This window comes from Pedobacter sp. UYP1, assembly GCF_040547305.1.
Classification (GTDB): Bacteria; Bacteroidota; Bacteroidia; order Sphingobacteriales; family Sphingobacteriaceae; genus Pedobacter.
In genome coordinates, this window is record NZ_JBEPPL010000015.1 from 131,022 (window position 1) to 152,096 (window position 21,075).

Here is a 21,075-nt window from a genome sequence, read left to right on the forward strand (position 1 = left end):
TAATCAAAAATTTAAAAGCTTAGTTGAAGCTATATCTTGCGCCAACCTGAATCTGATATCTTGAAGCAATATCTGTATTCACTCTGAAAGTAGAGGTTGATAAATCCTGACTTACAGTATAAGTAGGAGTCAGGTTAGTAGGACTCACTACACCTTTATATTGCATAAAGTTTGTTAAAGAAGGAATTTGTGTTGAACCCCAGTTTTTGTTTAACAAGTTACCGAAGTTGATAATATCAACAGAGATTTCGAATCTGCTGTTAGATTTTGAACCAAATACAGTTTTGATCTGTTGTAAAATTCTGATATCAAAACGATTTGCCCAAGGATATTCAGCACCATTTCTTTCAGAAATCTGACCTCTGTGTTTGCTTAGATATTTATCCTGATTGATATAAGCATCTAATCTTGCCCATTGTTGATCAGCTGTTTCTGCAGTAGATCTGCCAGCAACAGCAGGAATATCTATTAAGCGGATATCATTACGATCTTTAGGGATGTACATTAAATCGTTAAAAGTAGAGTTATCATTGTTTACGTTTCCTGCAGCAACATAAGAGAATCTTGTGTTACCAAACGAATCACCATAAGGAGAACCTTCATATACTACACCAATTGATGTAGGTAATTTAGGGATAATCGAGAAGTTGAAATTAACAGCTGCAATGATTCTGTTTTTAACTAAGAAACTGCTATAAGCCAATACCGGCTTATTTGGATCACCAGCAACCTGGTTACCATTAAATGCAGACGCAGCTTGTGAACCTGGAGTTGAAGTAATATCACGTGCATCACTTCTGGTATAAGCTACCATAATATCAGCGAATGATCCGAATCTTTTCTGAATCTGACCAGTTAAACTCCATGCATAACCTTTGTTTGTGTTGTCAAACACAATCGCATTAGTTAAGAAAGGATTAATTCTGTTTAAGTTACCACCCGGGAAGTAAGGGCGTGTATCGCCAGAACCTGTTAAGTTAGAAGTTGGGTTAACTAAGTTTGCATCTCTGTGGAATACTTCGTTTAATGATTTAGTATATAATCCATCAACAGTAGCTACTAAACCTCCTGGTAGTTTATAATCAACAGCTAAACTTGATCTCCAGATTTGTGGAACTTTAAAGTTATTAGAAGCCTGGTTAATCGCAAATGTTGCAGGATTTCCTGGATTAGCAGGGATATAAGCTGCTGGATCAGGACTAAACGGGCGGTTTTTTGGATTATTTAAAAAGTCGTTACCAGTTCCTAAACCTGTATTACCAGCCTGGTTAGTTAACCATACTGCAGGAACAGCACCAGTAAAGATACCAGAACCACCACGTACCTGAATAGTACCATCACCTTTAACATCCCAGTTGAAACCAACACGAGGAGAGAATAAAAGCTGTGTTTTAGGTAATTTTCCAACATCTAATTTCTCACCATCGCGGAAAGTAGCCGCAGTTACCAATGGATTAGATTGAATTGTCGAAGTATAAATTGGCATATCTAATCTTAAACCATAAGTCAGTTTAAAGTTAGGTTTGATATACCACTCATCCTGTGCGTAAACCGCAACTGGCATCTGGCTGAAAGTAGCAGCTGCAGGTACTGGATTATTTTTATCAGTTGAATAAGTTAACTGGTATAAAAGAGGGTTAATAGAGGTATTACCATTTGCTGCAGCAACAAAGTCAGATACACTTTTGTATCTGAACTGTCCGTATAAGAACTGAGCAAATGCATTTTGAAATTTCTGATATCCTACAGAACCACCAACAGTAATCGTATGGTTACCTGCAAAAATGTTAAAGTTTTCATTTAAAGTATAGATATCCTGATTTAAAGTATTCAAACCACTGAAAGGTTCTGTACCTAATGAAATATAGTTTGCACCATTTCCATCTTCAATATCAACTACCGGGAATGGATTCCCTTTTGCTTTACGGTAATCACGGAAACCAGTGTAAACTAATTGCAGGTTGTTTGCAAATTTATCACTGAAACGTGTGTTTAATTCCGCAGTAACCGAATTGATATTGTTATACTGTGTATATCTCATGTTATCATAAATCATTGATGTCAATGATGGCCCGCGTCCCTGGTTAGAGTTCGAAGTACTTACACCAGCATCCTTGAAAGATTTAAGATAGTTATAACGTACAGTTAATCTGTTTGCATCATTGATATTCCAATCTAAACGTGCAGTAACGTTATCTGCATTTTGCTGATTGCTATAGCCTGAATATACACCAGGATCATATCCAAATCTATTCAATACCGTATTTTTAACCAGGTCTAAATCTCTGGTTAGTACTCTTGACATATTTTTAGGATCCGTCAGTTTATTCGCTACTGCGTTTGGATTAGCTAATAAGTTTGTACCTGGAGAAACACGTCTTGAAATCTCACCATTTACAAAGAAGAATAATTTGTTCTGAACAATTGCTCCACCTAATCTGAAACCAAATTGCTTATTTAAAAACGCCTGAGTTGATTTATCAAGTTTTGTATCACCAACATCATAACCTTGTAAGTTCTGATCTTTGTAATAAGTATAGATCGAACCTGAGAATTTATTTGTACCAGCTTTAGTAATCGCGTTTACACCAGCACCAGTAAAACCACTTTGTTTTACATCATAAGGTGCCAGGTTGACTTGTAATTCTTCCAATGCATCTAAAGAGAAAGGCTGAGCTCCCGTTCCACCACCAGGTAATGATGATAAACCGAAAACGTTGTTCATTTGTGCACCGTCTAATGTCAGTGAGTTAAACAAACTGTTTCTACCTGCAAAAGAGAAACCATCACCTTTAGTATTAGCCTGAGGAGTTAATTTAGTTAAATCAGTAATACTTCTGGAAATTGCCGGAAGCTGTTCGATTTGCTTCTGTGATACGTTAGTCGCAGCACCAGTTCTTGAGCTGTTAATGATTTTGTTTTTGTTCGCTGTAATCACAACGTCGCTTAATTGCTGCGCCCCGTCTGATAAAACAACGTTTAATGGATAAGAACCACCCAATTTAAGATTAAGGTTGTCATATTTAGCAGCCTCAAATCCAATAAAAGTAATGGTTACTGAGTAAGGACCACCAACACGCATGTTAGCGATTGTAAAACGACCATCGCCGTTTGTAGTTGTCGTATACACTGACCCCGTTGGCACGTGGATAGCTTTAACGCTCGCACCAGGTAACGGTCCTTTAGCGTCTTTCACGACACCCGTCATCGCTGAGGTAGTTACCTGAGCATTTGCAGAAAAGATAGTTCCTGCAACTGCCAGAAGGATTACTACAATTTTAAATAGTAGAGCTTTCTTCATACTTTCTTTTTTAATGAATTGTTTTGTTTGAAACGCAAAGCGTTTTAGGTACATAATAGTTTACAGCCACAAAAGTATAGATAAAATACACAACGTTTTAGCTTTCAATGTTAATAAATCATTAATTATATATGTTTTTTATCCACAATTAACATTTATCATACATGCTTAACCCACAGTTTATCAGTTCATTATTTGGAATATGCTAAAATGACGCTATTTCCTGAAAACCGGATCAGCACTTCACATACCTACAAATTCATGTCACAAAAATCAAATGCGCTGTTTAACGAACATTTTTTTTTAATTTTGGGCTTTACTAAGTAAAGTCCCCTATTAAAAGATATGAACTACGATGTAATTATAATAGGTAGCGGTCCCGGCGGATACGTTGCTGCAATCAGAGCGTCACAATTAGGTTTAAAAACTGCAATTGTAGAACGTGAATCCTTAGGTGGAATCTGCCTTAACTGGGGCTGTATCCCAACCAAAGCTTTATTAAAAAGTGCACAGGTATTTGAATATATCAATCATGCAGCAGAATACGGTATCAAAACTGCCGAAGCTGAAGCTGATTTCGCAGCTGTGATCAAACGCAGTCGTGGTGTAGCTGAAGGAATGAGCAAAGGCGTTCAGTTTTTAATGAAAAAAAATAAAATTGACGTAGTAATGGGTACCGGTAAAGTTAAACCGGGTAATAAAGTTGAAGTTAAAGGTGCAGACGGTTCTACTTCAGAGTTAACTGCAAAAAATATTATCCTTGCTACAGGCGGACGTTCAAAAGAATTGCCAAGTGTAAAACAAGATGGTAAAAAAATCATCGGCTACAGACAAGCAATGGTTTTACCTGAAATGCCTAAATCAATGGTTATCGTTGGTTCTGGAGCTATCGGAGTAGAATTTGCTTACTTCTATGCAACGATGGGAACAAAAGTAACTGTGGTTGAATTCATGGATAACATTGTTCCTGTAGAAGACGAAGACGTTTCGAAACAATTATTGCGCAGCTTCAAAAAAGTTGGTATCGAAGTCATGACTTCATCAAGCGTTGAATCAGTTGATACAACTGGCGCAGGCTGTAAAGTTCAGGTGAAAACTGCTGCTGGTATGCAAACGATCGAATGTGATATCGTTCTTTCTGCTGCTGGTGTTGTTGCAAACCTTGAAAACATAGGTCTGGAAGAAACAGGTATTAAAACTGAGAAAGGCAAAGTAGTAGTAGACGAATTCTATAATACTTCTGTAAAAGGATATTATGCAATTGGTGATATCGTTGGTGGACAAGCCTTAGCGCATGTAGCCTCTGCTGAAGGGATTATCTGTGTAGAGAAAATTGCTGGTCAGTCTCCAGAACCATTAGACTATAACAATATCCCGGGCTGTACTTATTGCTCTCCAGAAATTGCCTCTGTAGGTTATACAGAAAAAGCAGCGAAAGCAGCTGGTTATGAACTGAAAATCGGTAAATTCCCATTCTCAGCTTCAGGTAAAGCTAGTGCAGCTGGTGCAAAAGATGGTTTTGTAAAAATGATCTATGATGCTAAATACGGTGAACTTTTAGGTGCGCACATGATCGGAGCCAACGTGACTGAATTAATTGCAGAAATCGTTGTTGCCCGTAAATTAGAAACTACTGGTCACGAAATGTTAAAAGCTGTCCACCCTCACCCAACAATGAGTGAAGCGATCATGGAAGCTACTGCTGATGCTTACGGAGAAGTAATTCACTTGTAAAACATCACTAAATATATTACCATGTAAACCCGCTGATAACTCAGCGGGTTTCTTATTTTTACAGCATACCAAATTTTATTTAGATGAACTTACACACTATAAATACCGGATTATTTAAACTTGACGGCGGTGCGATGTTTGGCGTTGTTCCAAAATCTATCTGGCAAAAAAGTAATCCTGCGGATGCAAATAATATGTGTACCTGGGCGATGCGCTGTTTATTAGTAGAAGACGGCGACCGCCTGATTTTGATTGACACCGGTATCGGGAATAAACAGGATGAAAAATTTCTAAGCCATTATTACCTGCATGGCGATGATACGATGGAAAAGTCCCTGGCAGCAAAAGGGTTCAGTACAGCTGATATTACAGATGTATTTCTGACCCACTTACACTTTGACCATTGCGGAGGAGCGATTGTCCGCGAAGGCGAAAAACTGGTTCCTGCATTTAAACAAGCTACTTACTGGAGTAACGAAAAACACTGGAACTGGGCAGTTCATCCCAATGATAGAGAAAAAGCTTCATTCCTGAAAGATAATATCCTGCCCTTACAAGAAAGCGGGCAGTTGAAATTTATTGACGATCAGGAAGGAATCGAGTTTCAATCCGGCTTCAAAGTACGTTTTGCATTTGGTCATACCGATGCGATGATGTTGCCAGAACTGACATATAAAGAGCAGACTATTATATATACAGCAGACTTACTGCCTTCTACCGGTCATATCCCCCTGCCCTATGTCATGTCTTATGACATGTTTCCTTTACAGACCTTAAAAGAGAAGAAAGCATTTTTAGAAGAAGCAGCTGCAAAAAACTATATTCTTTATTTAGAGCACGATGCTGTAAATGAATGCTGTACCGTACAGCAGACCGAAAAAGGGATCAGATTAAAAGATACTTTGAAACTGGCAGATTTATAGCCCGGATTTAAATCAAGCTTAATCTCACTTAGCCTCAAGCTCACAATTAAACAGGCATTGGACTATATTCCAGGATATCTCCCGGCTGACAGTCCAGTGCTTTACAAATAGCCTCTAAAGTTTCCAGCCGGATTGCTTTTGCCTTTCCCGTTTTCAGGATAGAAAGATTAGATAAAGTAATACCAACCTTCAGGCTCAATTCAGTAAGGGACACTTTGCGTTTCGCGAGCATTACATCTAAATTAATGACTATAGGCATAAGCAAGTTGTTGTTGAATTTATAGTGATAAAAATCGATAAAATTGTCGGCTTTTGCAGACATCTTTTCTAAAATGACAGGATTTTAAGAAAAAATTATAAAAAATCAGCGTGACAATATCAAACAATACTGACAGACATATGTTAAATGAGAAACATTTTTTTAATTAAATTATCATATTAAATCAATAAAACGCCATGATTTTTATAAAAATAATAGAACATTCTAAAAGATGAATTATTAAATAACAAGCATTTATCATTGATATGCAATAAATAATGTACATATATCAATATAAGACAGGCAGACTGTCAAATGTACTTTGGAATAATTATTGCTATTAAATTATCATACAAATAACCAGTGTAAAGTGTAACATTTTCAGGAATTTATGTTTTTAAATTGCCTTTTAATCCTTACTTTTGCACGTTCTAACACATAAAGAGCACCAAAGCACATAAATGAGACAACTCAAAATCACCCAATCCATAACCAATCGCGAGAGTCAATCTCTAGACAAATATCTTCATGAGATTGGTAAAGTAGATTTAATCACCGCAGAAGAAGAAGTAATACTGGCAAGAAAGATACGTGAAGGTGATCAGGCCGCATTGGAGCGTCTGACAAAAACAAACTTACGTTTTGTTGTTTCTGTAGCTAAGCAGTATCAAAATCAGGGATTAACTTTAGGTGATTTAATTAATGAGGGTAACCTTGGACTAATCAAAGCAGCTAAACGTTTTGATGAAACTAAAGGTTTCAAATTCATCTCTTATGCAGTATGGTGGATTCGTCAGTCAATTTTACAGGCTATTGCTGAGCAAAGCCGTATTGTACGTCTTCCATTAAACCAGGTTGGTTCATTGAGTAAGATCAGTAAAGCATTCTCTAAATTAGAGCAGGAATTTGAACGCGAACCTTCTCCAGAAGAATTAGCTGATATCCTGGAAACAACTGTTGATAAGATTTCTGATACTTTGAGTAACTCAGGAAGACACGTATCAATGGATGCTCCTTTCGTTCAGGGTGAAGAAAACACTTTACTGGATGTTTTAGAAAACCATGAACCAAATACAGACAGTAGTTTAATTAACGAATCACTTTCTGAAGAGATTAAACGTTCATTATCTACCTTAACAGAACGTGAACGTGAAATCATCGTTCTTTTCTTCGGATTAAGTACTAACCACCCACTTTCTCTGGAAGAAATCGGTGAGAAATTTAACTTAACCCGTGAGCGTGTCCGCCAGATCAAAGACAAGGCGCTACAACGTTTGCGTCATACTTCAAGAAGTAAAATATTAAAATCATACCTGGGTTAATAGCCTGAGCGTCATTTAAAATTTAAATAGATTCTTAAGTTAAATATCGGATAGAAAAAGATTGGGTTTCCCCCAATCTTTTTTACTTTTGTGGCACTCTAACCAAATAATCCCGATATGTTTAATAAATACCAATCCGAATTTCAGAACTGGATTGAAAAAGAGAAAAAAGCAGTTGAATTACTCAATGTTGTTGGCCAGTTATGGTTCGACAGATCTATTGAACTCGTACTTTTTCGTAAACCATTATTCGACGTAGGCAGCAGCGAAATCCTTGCTCACCACCAGTACGCTAAAGAAATTTCAGGCAAAGACATTAACATTTATGAGACGCTGGAGCTCGCAAATGAAATTGCCAAATGTAACCTTGCCCCTTCCCGTGTTGACATTGGAAGACTTGCGGCAGAATGGCTGGATGAAAACAATGATTTTGCAACTATGCACGATTTTGTGATCAGCAAACTCAGCCGTCACATTGGCAAAGACAAAATCAGTCTTTTACCAAAAGACGTTGTTCTGTTTGGTTTCGGAAGAATTGGCAGACTGGCAGCAAGAGAATTGATCCTGCAGGCCGGTAAAGGTGAACAGCTCAGACTGCGTGCCATCGTAACCAGGACTTATAGTGATGAGGAATTAATTAAACGTGCAGAATTATTACGTACAGACTCAGTCCACGGAACTTTTAACGGGATTATTATTGAAGATTTCATTAATAAAGCACTGATCATCAATGGACAAACCATTTATTTTATTGTAGCTAATAACCCTGAAGATGTAGATTATACAACTTATGGCATTCAAGACGCTTTATTAATTGACAATACAGGTGTATTCCGTGACCGTGAAGGACTTAGCCGTCATCTTGCAGCTAATGGTATAGCTAAAGTATTATTGACAGCACCAGCCAAAGGAGACATTCCAAATATAGTGGCAGGTATCAACGATGCAGATTTCGATTTCAAAAAAGAAACGATCGTATCCAATGCTTCTTGTACCACCAATGCGATTGTTCCGGTATTGAAAGTTATTGATGATGCTTTCGGCATTGAAAAAGGACACATAGAAACTATTCACTCTTATACAAACGACCAGAATCTTTTAGATAACTACCATAAAAAATATCGTCGCGGCAGATCTGCAGCCTTAAATATGGTGATTACCGAAACTGGTGCTGATAAAGCAGTAGCTAAAGTAATTCCTCATCTGGGTGGAAAATTAACAGGAAATGCAGTGCGTGTCCCTACCCCTAACGTTTCACTGGCCATCCTTAACTTATCATTGAATAAAGTGACTTCAAGAGATGAAGTTATAGATATGATCAAACAAGCATCTCTTTTCGGAAACCTGTCTGAACAAATAGAATTCTCCATCTCTAACGAACTGGTAAGTTCTGATTTAATCGGTAACAGCCATGCTTCTATTATTGACGGCCCGGCTACCATCATGGCAAAAGACAATAAGTCTGTTGTGATTTACACCTGGTATGACAACGAATACGGCTATACAAGACAAGTGATCCGCCTGGCTAAAAAACTAGCTGGTGTAGTTCGTTTAACTTACTACTAGACACATTTACAAATAAGCAAAAAAGGGCTGGGAATTAATTCCCAGCCCTTTTTTGCTTATAAAGATTTACAAAGCTATTGCTTAAAACTGCGGCAATACAGGTTTAGTTTCCATAATTCCCTCAATCTCTCCCATCACTTCGTCCGTTAATAGAGGCATTACATTTAAAGTAGTCAGATTTTCTTTTAACTGCTCTGTTTTTGAAGCTCCTAAAATAACTGTGCTTACATTCGGATTTTTCAGGCACCAGGCTAAAGACAATTTAGCCAGAGGCACATTCAGTTCATCAGCAAGCGTTTGTAATTTTTTAACTTTCGCCAGTTTTTCTTCTGCCAATGCCGACTCCTTCAGCCACTCCATTCCTTTCATGTCCAGGCGTGTATTTTTTGCATCTCCAGCAGTATATTTACCAGAAAGCAATCCTGAAGCTAAAGGTGACCAGATTGTAGTACCCAGTCCATACTCTTTAAACAACAATAAATATTCGTTTTCTAATTTATTCCGTTCCAGCAAATTGTACTGAGGCTGCTCCATAACCGGCCCGATCAGGTTATACTGACGTGCCACGCGGATAGCTTCCATAATCTCTGCAGCACTCCATTCTGAGGTTCCCCAATATAAGATCTTCCCTTGCTGCAATAAAGTATTCATTGCCCACACCGTCTCTTCAATAGGTGTGTTCTTATCAGGACGGTGACAAAAATATAAATCCAGGTAATCTACCTGTAACCTCTTTAACGCAGCATGACAAGCTTCGATCACATGTTTTCTTGATAAGCCTGTCCTGTTCGGGCCTTTATTTTCAGTTCCAAAGAAAACTTTGCTGGAAACCACGTAAGATTCACGCTCCCATTGGTGTGCTTTAATGATTTTACCCATTACTTCTTCTGACTTTCCTTCTGCATAACCTTCGGCATTGTCAAAAAAGTTTACGCCAGCATCATAAGCAATTCCCATCAGTTCATCTGCAACTTTATCGCTGATCTGATTGCCAAATGTCAGCCAGCTCCCCAAAGAAAGTGCACTTAATTGTAATCCCGATTTCCCTAAACGTCTGTATTCCATTTTTATATGAATTTTAATTGTCAGCTATTTTCAATTCAGCACTTTGATCAGTATCACCTGGATTACAGGGCTACTGATTCTTCTGCCGATCAATAAGCTAAATGTGTAAAATAAGAACAGGAGCCCTTTAGTTAAGTTTTTACGATAGCCCATTGAAGTGTCACTAATTTGTAATATATTAGGGATATCAACACAACAACCTATTAATAAAATCCTGGCGCTATGAAATTATATTTGCTATTACCCCTGGCATTTACACTGGGTTGCAATGCAGTAAAAACATCCAATCAACCCGTTCACGCTGATCAGTTAATCAATGACGTCAAGGTCCTTTCTTCTGATGCTTATGAAGGCAGAAAAACAGGCACAAAAGGTGCTGAATTAGCCAGGACATACATTACTAAACGTTTTAAGGAAATTGGCCTCAAAGCTTACAAAATCTGTAATGGCTACCAGCAATCCTTTACCTTTTCAGGTATCGATGATCCAAAAATCACTGGTAAAAATATCGTTGGTTATATCAAGGGAACAACGAGTAAAGTAATCGTTATTTCTGCTCACTATGACCATTTAGGCGTAATTAACGGCACGATCTACAATGGTGCAGACGACAATGCTTCTGGTGTTGCCGGATTACTGAAAATCGCAACACACTATGCAAAGAATAAACCGATGTACACCCTGATTTTTGTTGCATTTGATGCAGAAGAATTTGGCAGGAAAGGTTCTGAGTACTTTGTGAACCATCCTCCGGTAAACCTGGATAAAATCAAACTGAACCTTAACCTGGATATGATCAGCCATAACGATAAAGGTGAACTTTATGCTGCCGGAACCTATAAATATCCGCAGCTCAAAAACTATATTGCCACAACCATTCCTGATTTAAAAATACTTTTCGGACATGATAACTCAAAGCTGGCAGCAGATGACTGGACAAATCAAAGCGATCAGTCTGCTTTCAATGCTAAAAACATCCCGTTCATCTACTTTGGAGTAGAGGATCATAAAGATTACCATAAATCTTCAGATAAATTTGAGAATATCAACCAGGCATTTTTCATTAATGCTGCAAATGGTATTTTAGAAATCACAGATAACTTTGATAAAGAGCGTACCGTAGAAAAAATACTGCGTGACAGACTTCAGTCTAAAAGACGATAATCAATAATTCCTCAACTCTTTCTTTGCTATAACTGCCTGTTTTCAAGCTGACTAAACCAGCCTGAAAACAATCAGTTATGCCCAAAAAACAGCGAGAATACGCCCATCGTAACTCACTGACGAACATAGTAGTTACCCTACCTTGTTCAGACGTCATTCGCAGGCCTTTCGTAGCTCTTTCAAATTTCGCCCAATCGCCATCGAACAACAACTAAACTAAAGGAGAATTTCCTAACCAGGAGCTGAACTGGAATACTGTTTTAGTGGCGGATGGAGAGCTCCTTAAGCCCGGAAACGCGGTGCACAAAGGGATGAACTCACCCATACTTTCCCCATGAAACCCGGGTACATCAAGAATAACACCTATGAGGTATTTATAGCTTTTAAAGATATCATGAGTGACGAAGTTTCCAAAAGCGTGTATTGCGGTAGATTTACAAATTAAATTAGCTTTTAAGGCATAAAAAAGGCCGGAATAAATTCCGGCCATGAATCGTAATTTACTGGCGGTTCGCCAGTTTGTCTCACTTATTTTTTCAGGGAATGTCTGGTTTCAATCATTCCTACAAATTCACTGTTCGGATTAACTTTTCTGATCTGCTGGCTTTTGAATTCCACTGTGCTTGCTCTTCTGGTCTCGGTGTTGGCAATGCCCTGAGTCGCGGTAACTGAAGGCGCCAGTACATTTAATGCTTTAGCCAGATAATTCTCTCTTACGTCACCAAAAACATATTCCGGATCATCATATTCATCCAATACATCAGGTACCATTCCTGTATAATATCCACCTTCATTTCTAGAATTTCTGGTCTCAAACATTGGCATATAAACCTGGTATCTGTTTTCTAAGGTAACAGGAAAGAATCCAACAGGTTTACCGTATGTAGTATCCCCTACCAGTTTTACGTTCATGTAAGGTTTCAGACTATTAATCACAATCTCACTTGCAGAAGCTGTATTACGGGTTACAATGAAAACGATATTATTGACTCCGCTTAAACTTCCTTTTTTACTAAAGGTAATCGTGTTGGCTGCTACTGAATAGTTATCGTCAGCGGCAGTCACTATTTTTCCATTTTGACGTATAATCTTTCCATCTCCATCAAGAAGTGGCTGATTGGCAAGAATAGTTGCATTACCAGCCTGCATCAATGGATTATAAATCTCAGTGAACATGGTCTTTCCTGAAGTACTTGATGGTCCGATCAGATTGGTCAGATAAGATGCTGCATTCACATAACCACCGCCATTGTATCTTAAATCAACAATAAGATCTGTTACACCCTGCGCACTAAAATCTGCAAATACCGGGTCTAAACTGACATCGCTCGCACCAGTACTGCTTGATAGTTTCGCAAATCTTGCATAAGCTAAATAGCCGATTTTTTTACCAGACCGGGTAATAACTTTGGATGTATATACCGGGCTGCTTTTATAAGAAGCTCTTCTGTTCAGCGTTAAACTAAAAGGAACTTTGTCAATTGAATTATATCCTTCGATAGTTATTGAAGCTGCCGAAAACGAGTTAAATACCGTTTGATTTTCATTCGTATAACTCGCACCTACAGTCTTGCCATTAACTTTTGTGATTAACCATCCCCTTTTCACACCTGCAGCTTCGGCCGGAGAACCCGGGTAAACTGCAGTTACAAATAACTGATATTTATCAGAATTTCTGAAAAGATAAAATATAGGTCTGATCCCCACATCATATCCATTGTTGTCTACATCTACATTTGCAGTTTTTACCGCAGAGGTAGCATTTGGATTTGCCTGGGTCAGGTCATCGATTCTCGAATACTTAGGATAACCATAACCATTATATTCATAAGGTTTGCCTGTTGCAGGATTGATCTTCAGATTACTGATCGCAAATAACTCGTCATCATAATTATCAATTGGTTGCGATTTGCTGGAATACTGTCTTGGATTGAAGGCCTCGTAAGTAGGAAGGGCGTCACTCCAGTAGTAAATCTGTTTAGCATATAAAAACAGAGAATCCAGCGTCAACTGGGTAAGAGTCCCTGTGGCTGGTCCCGTTGGAGGGTTGCCGCCTGTAGTGTCTGGCTTAGGGCTCTTTTTACATGAACTTGAAATCACGATTAAAAGAAACAGCGTATAAATCGCTAAACGATTACTGAATAAATTTATCCTCATAAATAGGTAATATGAAATATGCAATTAAGGTAAAGAAAGAATACCTATTAAAGTTGATCTACGGACAAAAATTCAATTTTATCTTTACTGACATACAGACTTTTACCAATAACTAAAACTTCTTTCTTCTTTAAATCATGCTTCAGCACGATCATGTCCAGCGTCTGTTCAAAGGTACCTGTTTCTGCACTAAAATAGACAACCAGGGACTGCTCTAAACCGTTCCACTCCATTTGCCTGATTTTATTCAATTGCTGTACCGGATCACCATCTACCCATAAAAAGATCGGCTTACCTGCTGCATGGATTTCTTTCAGAAAATCCAGAACGGGTGCAAAAAGTAATAATTTTAGTGGGAGTTTGGCATTCTGTTGCAGTAAATCAAAGTTAATAATGTATTTCTGCGGTAAATTAAACTTTGCGGCTGTTTTAGCAAAGATATCCGCAGCACCATCTTTCAGATAGGTTTCATTCATAAACTGCACAATTTCCTGTGCATCTATTTGCTCCCCATACTCTATAAACTGTGCAAACAGATAATAAACCTGCAATTGATAATCCTTTACAGGATATAAAACATCATCCAGACCAAAAACAAAGGCCTGTCTGGGATTAATGAGCTCTTGGTATTTCATTACGCAATCGTAAATAATGCTTGTTCCTGCGGCGCTTCATTCATATAGAAAACACCATTTAATGTTTTTTCTTTTCCCAGTACGGCTAATTGAGCTGCTGGTATAGCTGCATAAAGCAATTCTCCTTTGTCAAACACAGCCCAGTTATTTTTATCCGTGATCTTTTCAGACAGGTAAAGCGGAAAATGAAGCAAATCGGGTAATAAAACATGAATATTGAACTCTTCAAATAAAACAGCCGACCTCATTACAGCTTCCAGTTCGAAACTATACAATGGTAATAAACGGTCTGCTTGCTGGTCTAAACAAGCGTTCAGCAACGTATGCGCTATCGTATCGTCATTCCGCTCACCTAAACTTACAAACTGGTATTGAGCGGACGCAAAAGAAGGCATATCGCCATAATCTCCTAACAAGATTTGGTCGCCGGTAAATGCCTTTAATATTTTTTGTGCCTGGGCAGATTTGCCCCCGGTAATCAGTGTTTTCAAATTTTATACAATTAAACCATCTTTCATGGTGACAACCCTGTCGCTAATTGAGGCAAGGTCTTTATTATGGGTAACAATTACGAATGTCTGCTGAAAGTTATCACGCAAAGTGATAAAAAACTGATGCAAGGACTCAGCATTTGCTGAATCAAGATTTCCTGATGGCTCATCGGCCAATATAATGGCAGGATTATTAATTAAAGCTCTGGCTACTGCAATACGCTGCTGCTCCCCTCCCGAAAGTTGGTTTGGCTTATGCGACGCCCGATCTTTTAAGCCAAGCAGCTCTAAAAGTTCCAATGCACGCGTTTCCGCCTCTCTTTTACTCTTTTTAGCAATAAAAGCAGGAATACAGATATTTTCAAGCGCACTGAATTCCGGCAGTAAATGGTGAAACTGGAATACAAAACCAATATTCTGGTTTCTGAAGATACTCATCGGCTCACCAGAAAGCTGTGCCAGTTTGGTTCCATTTAATTCGACAGTTCCCTCGTCTGGTTTATCCAGCGTACCCAGAATATGCAGTAAAGTACTCTTACCCGCACCTGAAGCCCCGATGATACTGACAATCTCTCCTTTGGCAACTTCAAAATCTACTCCTTTTAGAATAGGCAGACTTCCATAAGCTTTTCTGATACCTGTGGCTTTTAGCATGCAACAAACTTACAAAATTTGAGATTAATTTCAGTTAACGCAAGAATTGCAGTTTTTTATATTAGGGTAAAACCATGGCTAAGAGTGTATAGCAAATGTTAAGGTCTTAACATTTGCCTGCTTTCACTGAAAAATAAGCAATAAACAAGGTTATTTTATAAATTTAAACTGACTCTAAGTTTTTAAAACCAATATGAAATTGTAGATTTGGATCAAATTTTTTCAGCAAATGAATATACACGAATATCAAGGTAAAGAAATACTTAAAAGTTTTGGTGTTGCCGTACAAGAAGGCATAGTTGCCGAAACTGTTGAGCAGGCTGTAGAAGCTGCTAAAAAAATGAAAGCAGACTACAACTCTGACTGGGTAGTAATTAAAGCACAAGTACATGCTGGTGGAAGAGGAAAAGGTGGTGGTGTTAAGTTGGCTAAAAACCTTGACGAGGTTAAACAAAGAGCTACCGATATTTTAGGTATGCAATTGATCACACCTCAAACTAGTGCAGAAGGTAAAAAAGTACATAAAATTCTTGTTGCTCAGGATGTTTACTATCCAGGAGCTTCTGAAACAAAAGAATTCTATGTAAGTGTTTTATTAAACCGTGCTAGCGGAAGAAACATCATCATGTATTCTACCGAAGGTGGTATGGATATCGAAGAAGTTGCAGAACACACTCCTCACTTAATTTTTAAAGAAGAGATCGATCCTAAAGTTGGTCTTCAGGGATTCCAGGCACGTAAAATTGCTTTCAACCTTGGATTAAGCGGTGCTGCTTTTAAAGAAATGGTGAAATTTGTTACTGCGCTTTACAAAGCTTATGACAACACTGATTCTGCAATGTTTGAAATCAACCCGGTTTTGAAAACATCAGACGATAAAATTATTGCTGTTGATGCGAAAGTAGATTTAGACGAGAATGCGTTGTTCCGTCATCCTGATTATGCAGCAATGCGTGATAAACTGGAAGAAGATCCAACTGACGTTGAAGCTAGTGAATCAAACTTAAACTATGTAAAATTAGACGGAAACGTTGGTTGCATGGTTAACGGTGCTGGTTTAGCTATGGCAACTATGGATATTATCAAAATTGCAGGTGGTGAGCCAGCTAACTTCCTTGACGTAGGTGGAACCGCTAACGCACAAACTGTAAAAGCTGGTTTTAACATTATCTTAAAAGATCCAAACGTTAAAGCTATCTTAATCAACATCTTTGGTGGTATCGTTCGTTGTGACCGTGTTGCTCAGGGTGTAATTGACGCTTATAAAGAAATCGGAGATATTCCTGTTCCAATTATCTGTCGTTTACAAGGTACAAATGCTGTTGAAGCGAAAAAACTAATTGATGAGTCTGGTTTGAAAGTGTTCTCTGCAATTGCATTGAAAGATGCTGCTGCTTTAGTTACTCAGGTTTTAGCTTAGTCTATAACAGATAAAAAAAAGAGGAAACTCTTCGCATTCGCTTTAAACGAATGCTTACTATATAAGGAATGCCAATTGTGTAAAAGCAGTTGGCATTTTTTTTATGCCCTTAATTTCAAAAAAGCTATTCAGCTTATCCTCTCTTCCAATTCGCTTAAACAAAAAAACCTCCAGCAATTAAGCCAGAGGTTTTTTAACCAAATATAATTTAAACGAGCAATACAAATATAGGCACTTTTGTGACAAAACAAAACATTAATACACTTTAAAACACATTAATCAATAATAAAATCTTAATTACCTGACTAACAGACACAATAATTCAAATAAACACACAATATTTTTAATAAAAAACATAAAAACACAAATTAAATCAAAAATAAATCATCAAAAATCAAATAAAACAGTAATTTATTAAAATACAACCACCAATAAAACTAAAATAACATAGAATAATTAAAAAAATACAAATAAAACAACCAGTAAAAACAAAAAAAACCAAAATTATCCTAAAATAATTTAACTTAACTCATTTTACACTATAATTCGATGATCTGTAATTTAGACTCTACTGCTAAAAACTCAAATCTTCAAGTTTAACCCTGTTATTTCTAAATGGAAATCATTATTTTTGAGCGCTCCACAAGAAAATCATGATTAAAAGAGAAAAAATAAAAAGCCTGTTAGAAACAACTGATTTTAACAGAGAAGTGACCGTAATGGGTTGGGTAAGAACGTTCCGTAACAACCAGTTTATTGCCATCAATGATGGTTCCTGCATGGGAAATATTCAAATAGTTGTTGACTTTGAAAATACAGCGGAGGAATTATTAAAAAGGATTACCACAGGCGCAGCAATTGCTGTAACTGGTCAATTGGTAGAATCTTTAGGTAAAGGCCAGCGTGTTGATGTAAAAGCGGCTTCTATCGAAATTCTTGGTGATAGTGATGCGGAAAAATTCCCTTTGCAACCAAAAAAACACAGTCTTGAATTTTTAAGAGAAATTGCACACCTGCGTTTCCGCACCAATACTTTTAATGCTGTTTTTAAAGTGCGTCATGCATTGGCATTTGCGATACACCAATTTTATAATGAAAGAGGTTTTGTTTACATGCATACTCCTGTAATTACAGCGTCTGACGCTGAAGGTGCGGGAGAAATGTTTAAAGTAACAACTCTTGATTTTGATAAGACACCAAGAACTGAAGATGGAAAAGTAGATTTTTCTGAAGATTTCTTCGGCCGTGCTACTAACTTAACTGTTTCCGGTCAGCTGGAAGGTGAATTGGCAGCGATGGCTTTTGGTCAGATTTATACCTTCGGCCCTACTTTCAGAGCAGAAAACTCAAATACTACACGTCACCTTGCAGAATTCTGGATGGTGGAACCTGAGATTGCTTTTGCTGACCTGGAAGACAACATGCAGCTTGCGGAAGATATGATGAAATATATCATCACTTACGCGCTGGACAACTGTAAAGAAGAAATTGAATTCTTAAATAACCGTTTATTAGAGGACGAAAAAACTAAGCCTCAGCAAGAACGCAGTGAATTATCATTGATAGAAAAGCTGAATTTCTGTATCAATAATGACTTTGTACGTTTAACGTATACAGAAGCGATTGCGATCCTGCGTTCGTCAAAACCTAACCAGAAAAAACAATTTAAATACCTGATTAATGAATGGGGTGCTGATTTGCAGTCTGAACATGAGCGCTTTTTAGTAGAGAAACACTTTAAAAAGCCAGTAATCTTAACGGATTATCCGGCAGATATCAAGGCATTCTATATGCGTCAGAATGAGCCGGATGCTGAAGGCAGAAGAACTGTTGCTGCGATGGACGTTTTATTCCCTGGTATTGGCGAAATGATCGGTGGTGCACAGAGAGAAGAAAGAATGGACAAGCTGACTCAACGTATGGATGAAATGAATATTCCTCAGGAAGAGTTGTGGTGGTATTTAGACACCAGAAGATTCGGTTCTGCTCCACATGCCGGTTTCGGCTTAGGTTTTGAACGTTTAGTTTTGTTTGTTACTGGTATGACTAACATCAGAGACGTGATTGCTTTCCCTCGTTTCCCGAAAAACGCAGAGTTTTAAACGCTATAAATTATCTAAAAAGAGGATATCAGTAATGGTATCCTCTTTTTTTGTGCTTTTTCATCGCTATTTATTAGTTTTAGGAATAAATTTCAAATATGAACCTGAAATGATTAAAATAATTAAATCCGCAGGGCAATAATTATTTTAATCATCAAAGGCTCCATCTGACAGAAAAAATAATAAACAAATAGATGAAAGCAAAAATAATTTTACCATTAGCAGGATTGGCACTGCTAGCTGCTTGTCAGAATAAGGACAAAGGCAGTGCTGCTAATAAAGAGGCCAGAACAGAGTTCTTTGATAAGTCTGGCATGGATACCACGGTTACACCGGGAGACAACTTCTTTCAGTATGCCAATGGTAAATGGATGAAAAACACAGATATCCCAAAAACTGAAACGGGTTGGGGATCTTTCTATACATTATACAATGATAATATAAAAAACCTGGAACAGATCCTGACCAATGCTGCAAAAGAAGAACATAGCAAAGGTAGCCTGGAACAAAAAGTAGGTGATTTCTATGCCAGTGGAATGGATACTTTGACCATTGAAAAATTAGGTTATACGCCATTAAAGCCATTACTTGCACAGATTGATGGACTTAAAGATTATAAAGAAGTGATCAGTTTTATTGCCGATGGTTATAAAAATGGTAATGGAGATTTATTAGATTTCCATATAGGGCCGGATGATAAAATCAGCAATAAAAATGCAGTTAACTTTGGCCAGTCTGGTATTACCTTACCAGAGCGCAGTTATTACTTCAATAACGATGCAGAAACCAAGAAAATCAGAGCAGGTTTCTTGAATTACATCACACAACTTTTTGTACTAACTGGCTCAAAAAAAGAAGATGCAGCAAAATCTGCTGACCATATTCTTAAACTGGAAACAAGTATCGCAAATTCTCACTCCACTCCTGTTGAGTTACGTGATATTCCAAAAAACTACAACAAATATTACCTGGCCGATTTCCAGAAGCTGACTCCTGACATTGACTGGAAATCAGTATTGAGCAAATTAGAGCTTAAAACTGACACGATCATCGTAGGTCAGCCAAAATACTACCAGGCACTAAATAACCTGTTAAAATCAGAGCCAATCGCTATCTGGAAAGAAAAATTAAAGTTTGATGCGATCAATAATGCAACAGGCGCGTTGAGCAAAGATTTCCGTACCGCCAGGTTTGATTTCTTCGGTAAAACTATACAAGGACTAAAAGAACCAAAAGAACGCTGGAAAGCTATTGTAAGCAGCACAGATGGAAACATTGGTGAATTGCTTGGACAATTGTATGTGAAAGAGCATTTCACCCCAGAATCAAAGAAAAGAATGCTGGAACTGGTAGATAATCTTCAAAAAGTTTACAAATCAAGAATCGAGAAACTGGACTGGATGACTCCTGCTACTAAACAAAAAGCATTGGAGAAACTGAATGCCTTCATTAAAAAAATAGGTTATCCTGATAAATGGAAAAAATACGATGACGTAGAAATTTCAAAAAACACCTATTTCGCGAACCTTCAATCAGCAGATAAACATGCTTACAAAGAGATGGTAGAAAAAATGGGCAAACCTGTAGACAAAACAGAATGGGGAATGACCCCGCCAACGGTAAATGCGTATTATAATCCTTCTATTAATGAGATTGTTTTCCCGGCAGGAATTCTTCAGTTCCCTTTCTTTGATGTCAATGCAGATGATGCGATCAATTATGGGGCTATTGGTGCTGTAATTGGCCACGAAATGACACATGGTTTTGACGATCAGGGTAAACAATATGATAAAGACGGAAATCTAAAAGATTGGTGGACAGCTGCAGATGCGACTAAATTCAAAGAGAAAGCTAAAAAGGTAGTAGAGCTGTACAATGGTTTTACTTTACTGGACAATCAACATGTAAATGGGGAGCTGACTTTAGGAGAAAACCTGGCAGATATCGGTGGTTTAGCGATCGCTTATCAAGCCTTCAAGTTAACCCCGGATGGTAAAAGCGATAAGAAGATCGATGGTTTTACTCCTGATCAACGTTTCTTTTTGAGCTTTGCGCAGGTTTGGCGTATTAAAAGCAGAGATGAGTCTATGCGTGTCCGTTTAAAAACTGATCCGCACTCTCCTGAAATGTTCAGAGTTAATGGTGCTGTTTACAGCCTGGAAGCTTTCTACAAAGCATTTAATATACCAGCAACTGCGAAGATGTATGTTGCGCCTGCTAACCGTGTAGGTGTTTGGTAGAGCGTATATTTTGATAAAAAAAGGGGATGTATCTTTTAAGAC

The 21,075-nt window shown here is 37.8% G+C and carries 16 protein-coding genes; 8 read left to right on the plus strand and 8 right to left on the minus strand.

Annotated elements, in window-relative coordinates; genetic code table 11:
- Window positions 1-19: 19 nt before the first annotated feature.
- Window positions 20-3,301: a TonB-dependent receptor gene (locus ABIB30_RS22820; protein WP_354305365.1), complete on the minus strand. Its 3,282-nt coding sequence runs from the start codon at window positions 3,299-3,301 to the stop codon at window positions 20-22.
- Between the two features lie 345 nt (window positions 3,302-3,646).
- Here ABIB30_RS22820 and lpdA point away from each other — a divergent pair, with 345 nt between their 5' ends.
- Both lpdA and ABIB30_RS22830 read left to right on the plus strand, forming a co-directional pair.
- Window positions 3,647-5,035 (plus strand): dihydrolipoyl dehydrogenase, encoded by a 1,389-nt coding sequence (gene lpdA, locus ABIB30_RS22825; protein WP_354305366.1) that lies wholly within the window; start codon window positions 3,647-3,649, stop codon window positions 5,033-5,035.
- A gap of 83 nt (window positions 5,036-5,118) precedes the next feature.
- The gene (locus ABIB30_RS22830) at window positions 5,119-5,958 is read left to right on the plus strand and encodes an MBL fold metallo-hydrolase (RefSeq protein WP_354305367.1); all 840 of its coding nucleotides are present in this window, start codon (window positions 5,119-5,121) and stop codon (window positions 5,956-5,958) included.
- Window positions 5,959-6,004: 46 nt separating this feature from the next.
- On the opposite strand, the gene ABIB30_RS22835 is transcribed toward ABIB30_RS22830, so the two are convergent.
- Window positions 6,005-6,217, minus strand: a complete 213-nt coding sequence (locus ABIB30_RS22835) for a helix-turn-helix domain-containing protein (protein ID WP_354305397.1) — start codon at window positions 6,215-6,217, stop codon at window positions 6,005-6,007.
- 461 nt (window positions 6,218-6,678) lie between these two features.
- Here ABIB30_RS22835 and ABIB30_RS22840 point away from each other — a divergent pair, with 461 nt between their 5' ends.
- Both ABIB30_RS22840 and ABIB30_RS22845 read left to right on the plus strand, forming a co-directional pair.
- On the plus strand, window positions 6,679-7,539 hold the full coding sequence (locus ABIB30_RS22840) for a sigma-70 family RNA polymerase sigma factor (RefSeq protein WP_062547391.1): 861 nt from the start codon (window positions 6,679-6,681) through the stop codon (window positions 7,537-7,539).
- A 117-nt stretch (window positions 7,540-7,656) separates the two neighbouring features.
- Window positions 7,657-9,105, plus strand: a complete 1,449-nt coding sequence (locus tag ABIB30_RS22845) for a glyceraldehyde-3-phosphate dehydrogenase (protein WP_354305368.1) — start codon at window positions 7,657-7,659, stop codon at window positions 9,103-9,105.
- 81 nt (window positions 9,106-9,186) lie between these two features.
- On the opposite strand, the gene ABIB30_RS22850 is transcribed toward ABIB30_RS22845, so the two are convergent.
- Window positions 9,187-10,170 (minus strand): potassium channel beta subunit family protein, encoded by a 984-nt coding sequence (locus tag ABIB30_RS22850; RefSeq protein ID WP_354305369.1) that lies wholly within the window; start codon window positions 10,168-10,170, stop codon window positions 9,187-9,189.
- A 222-nt stretch (window positions 10,171-10,392) separates the two neighbouring features.
- On the opposite strand from ABIB30_RS22850, the gene ABIB30_RS22855 reads away from it, so the two are divergent.
- A complete protein-coding gene (locus ABIB30_RS22855; protein ID WP_354305370.1) occupies window positions 10,393-11,334 on the plus strand; it encodes a M28 family peptidase in 942 nt (313 codons plus the stop codon).
- 211 nt (window positions 11,335-11,545) lie between these two features.
- Here ABIB30_RS22855 and ABIB30_RS22860 read toward each other — a convergent pair whose 3' ends face one another.
- From ABIB30_RS22860 to ABIB30_RS22880, 5 genes are read right to left on the minus strand one after another with little or no spacing between them, the layout of a single operon-like run.
- A complete protein-coding gene (locus tag ABIB30_RS22860) occupies window positions 11,546-11,824 on the minus strand; it encodes a hypothetical protein (RefSeq protein WP_354305372.1) in 279 nt (92 codons plus the stop codon).
- A gap of 38 nt (window positions 11,825-11,862) precedes the next feature.
- The gene (locus ABIB30_RS22865) at window positions 11,863-13,491 is read right to left on the minus strand and encodes a S41 family peptidase (RefSeq protein ID WP_354305374.1); all 1,629 of its coding nucleotides are present in this window, start codon (window positions 13,489-13,491) and stop codon (window positions 11,863-11,865) included.
- 47 nt (window positions 13,492-13,538) lie between these two features.
- On the minus strand, window positions 13,539-14,126 hold the full coding sequence (locus ABIB30_RS22870; RefSeq protein ID WP_354305375.1) for an HAD family hydrolase: 588 nt from the start codon (window positions 14,124-14,126) through the stop codon (window positions 13,539-13,541).
- Window positions 14,126-14,617 (minus strand): ATP-grasp domain-containing protein, encoded by a 492-nt coding sequence (locus ABIB30_RS22875; RefSeq protein ID WP_354305376.1) that lies wholly within the window; start codon window positions 14,615-14,617, stop codon window positions 14,126-14,128. The genes ABIB30_RS22870 and ABIB30_RS22875 overlap by 1 nt, the downstream gene beginning before the upstream one ends.
- Window positions 14,618-14,620: 3 nt before the next feature.
- The gene (locus ABIB30_RS22880) at window positions 14,621-15,271 is read right to left on the minus strand and encodes an ABC transporter ATP-binding protein (protein ID WP_354305377.1); all 651 of its coding nucleotides are present in this window, start codon (window positions 15,269-15,271) and stop codon (window positions 14,621-14,623) included.
- A gap of 229 nt (window positions 15,272-15,500) precedes the next feature.
- On the opposite strand from ABIB30_RS22880, the gene sucC reads away from it, so the two are divergent.
- The 3 genes from sucC to ABIB30_RS22895 all read left to right on the plus strand — a co-directional run bounded on the left by sucC (window position 15,501) and on the right by ABIB30_RS22895 (window position 21,033).
- Window positions 15,501-16,691: an ADP-forming succinate--CoA ligase subunit beta gene (gene sucC, locus ABIB30_RS22885; RefSeq protein WP_354305378.1), complete on the plus strand. Its 1,191-nt coding sequence runs from the start codon at window positions 15,501-15,503 to the stop codon at window positions 16,689-16,691.
- Window positions 16,692-17,344: 653 nt separating this feature from the next.
- Complete coding sequence (asnS, locus tag ABIB30_RS22890; RefSeq protein WP_354305379.1) at window positions 17,345-18,793, plus strand: asparagine--tRNA ligase; 1,449 nt, start codon at window positions 17,345-17,347, stop codon at window positions 18,791-18,793.
- Between the two features lie 194 nt (window positions 18,794-18,987).
- A complete protein-coding gene (locus ABIB30_RS22895) occupies window positions 18,988-21,033 on the plus strand; it encodes a M13 family metallopeptidase (protein ID WP_354305380.1) in 2,046 nt (681 codons plus the stop codon).
- The last annotated feature ends 42 nt before the right edge of the window (window positions 21,034-21,075 follow it).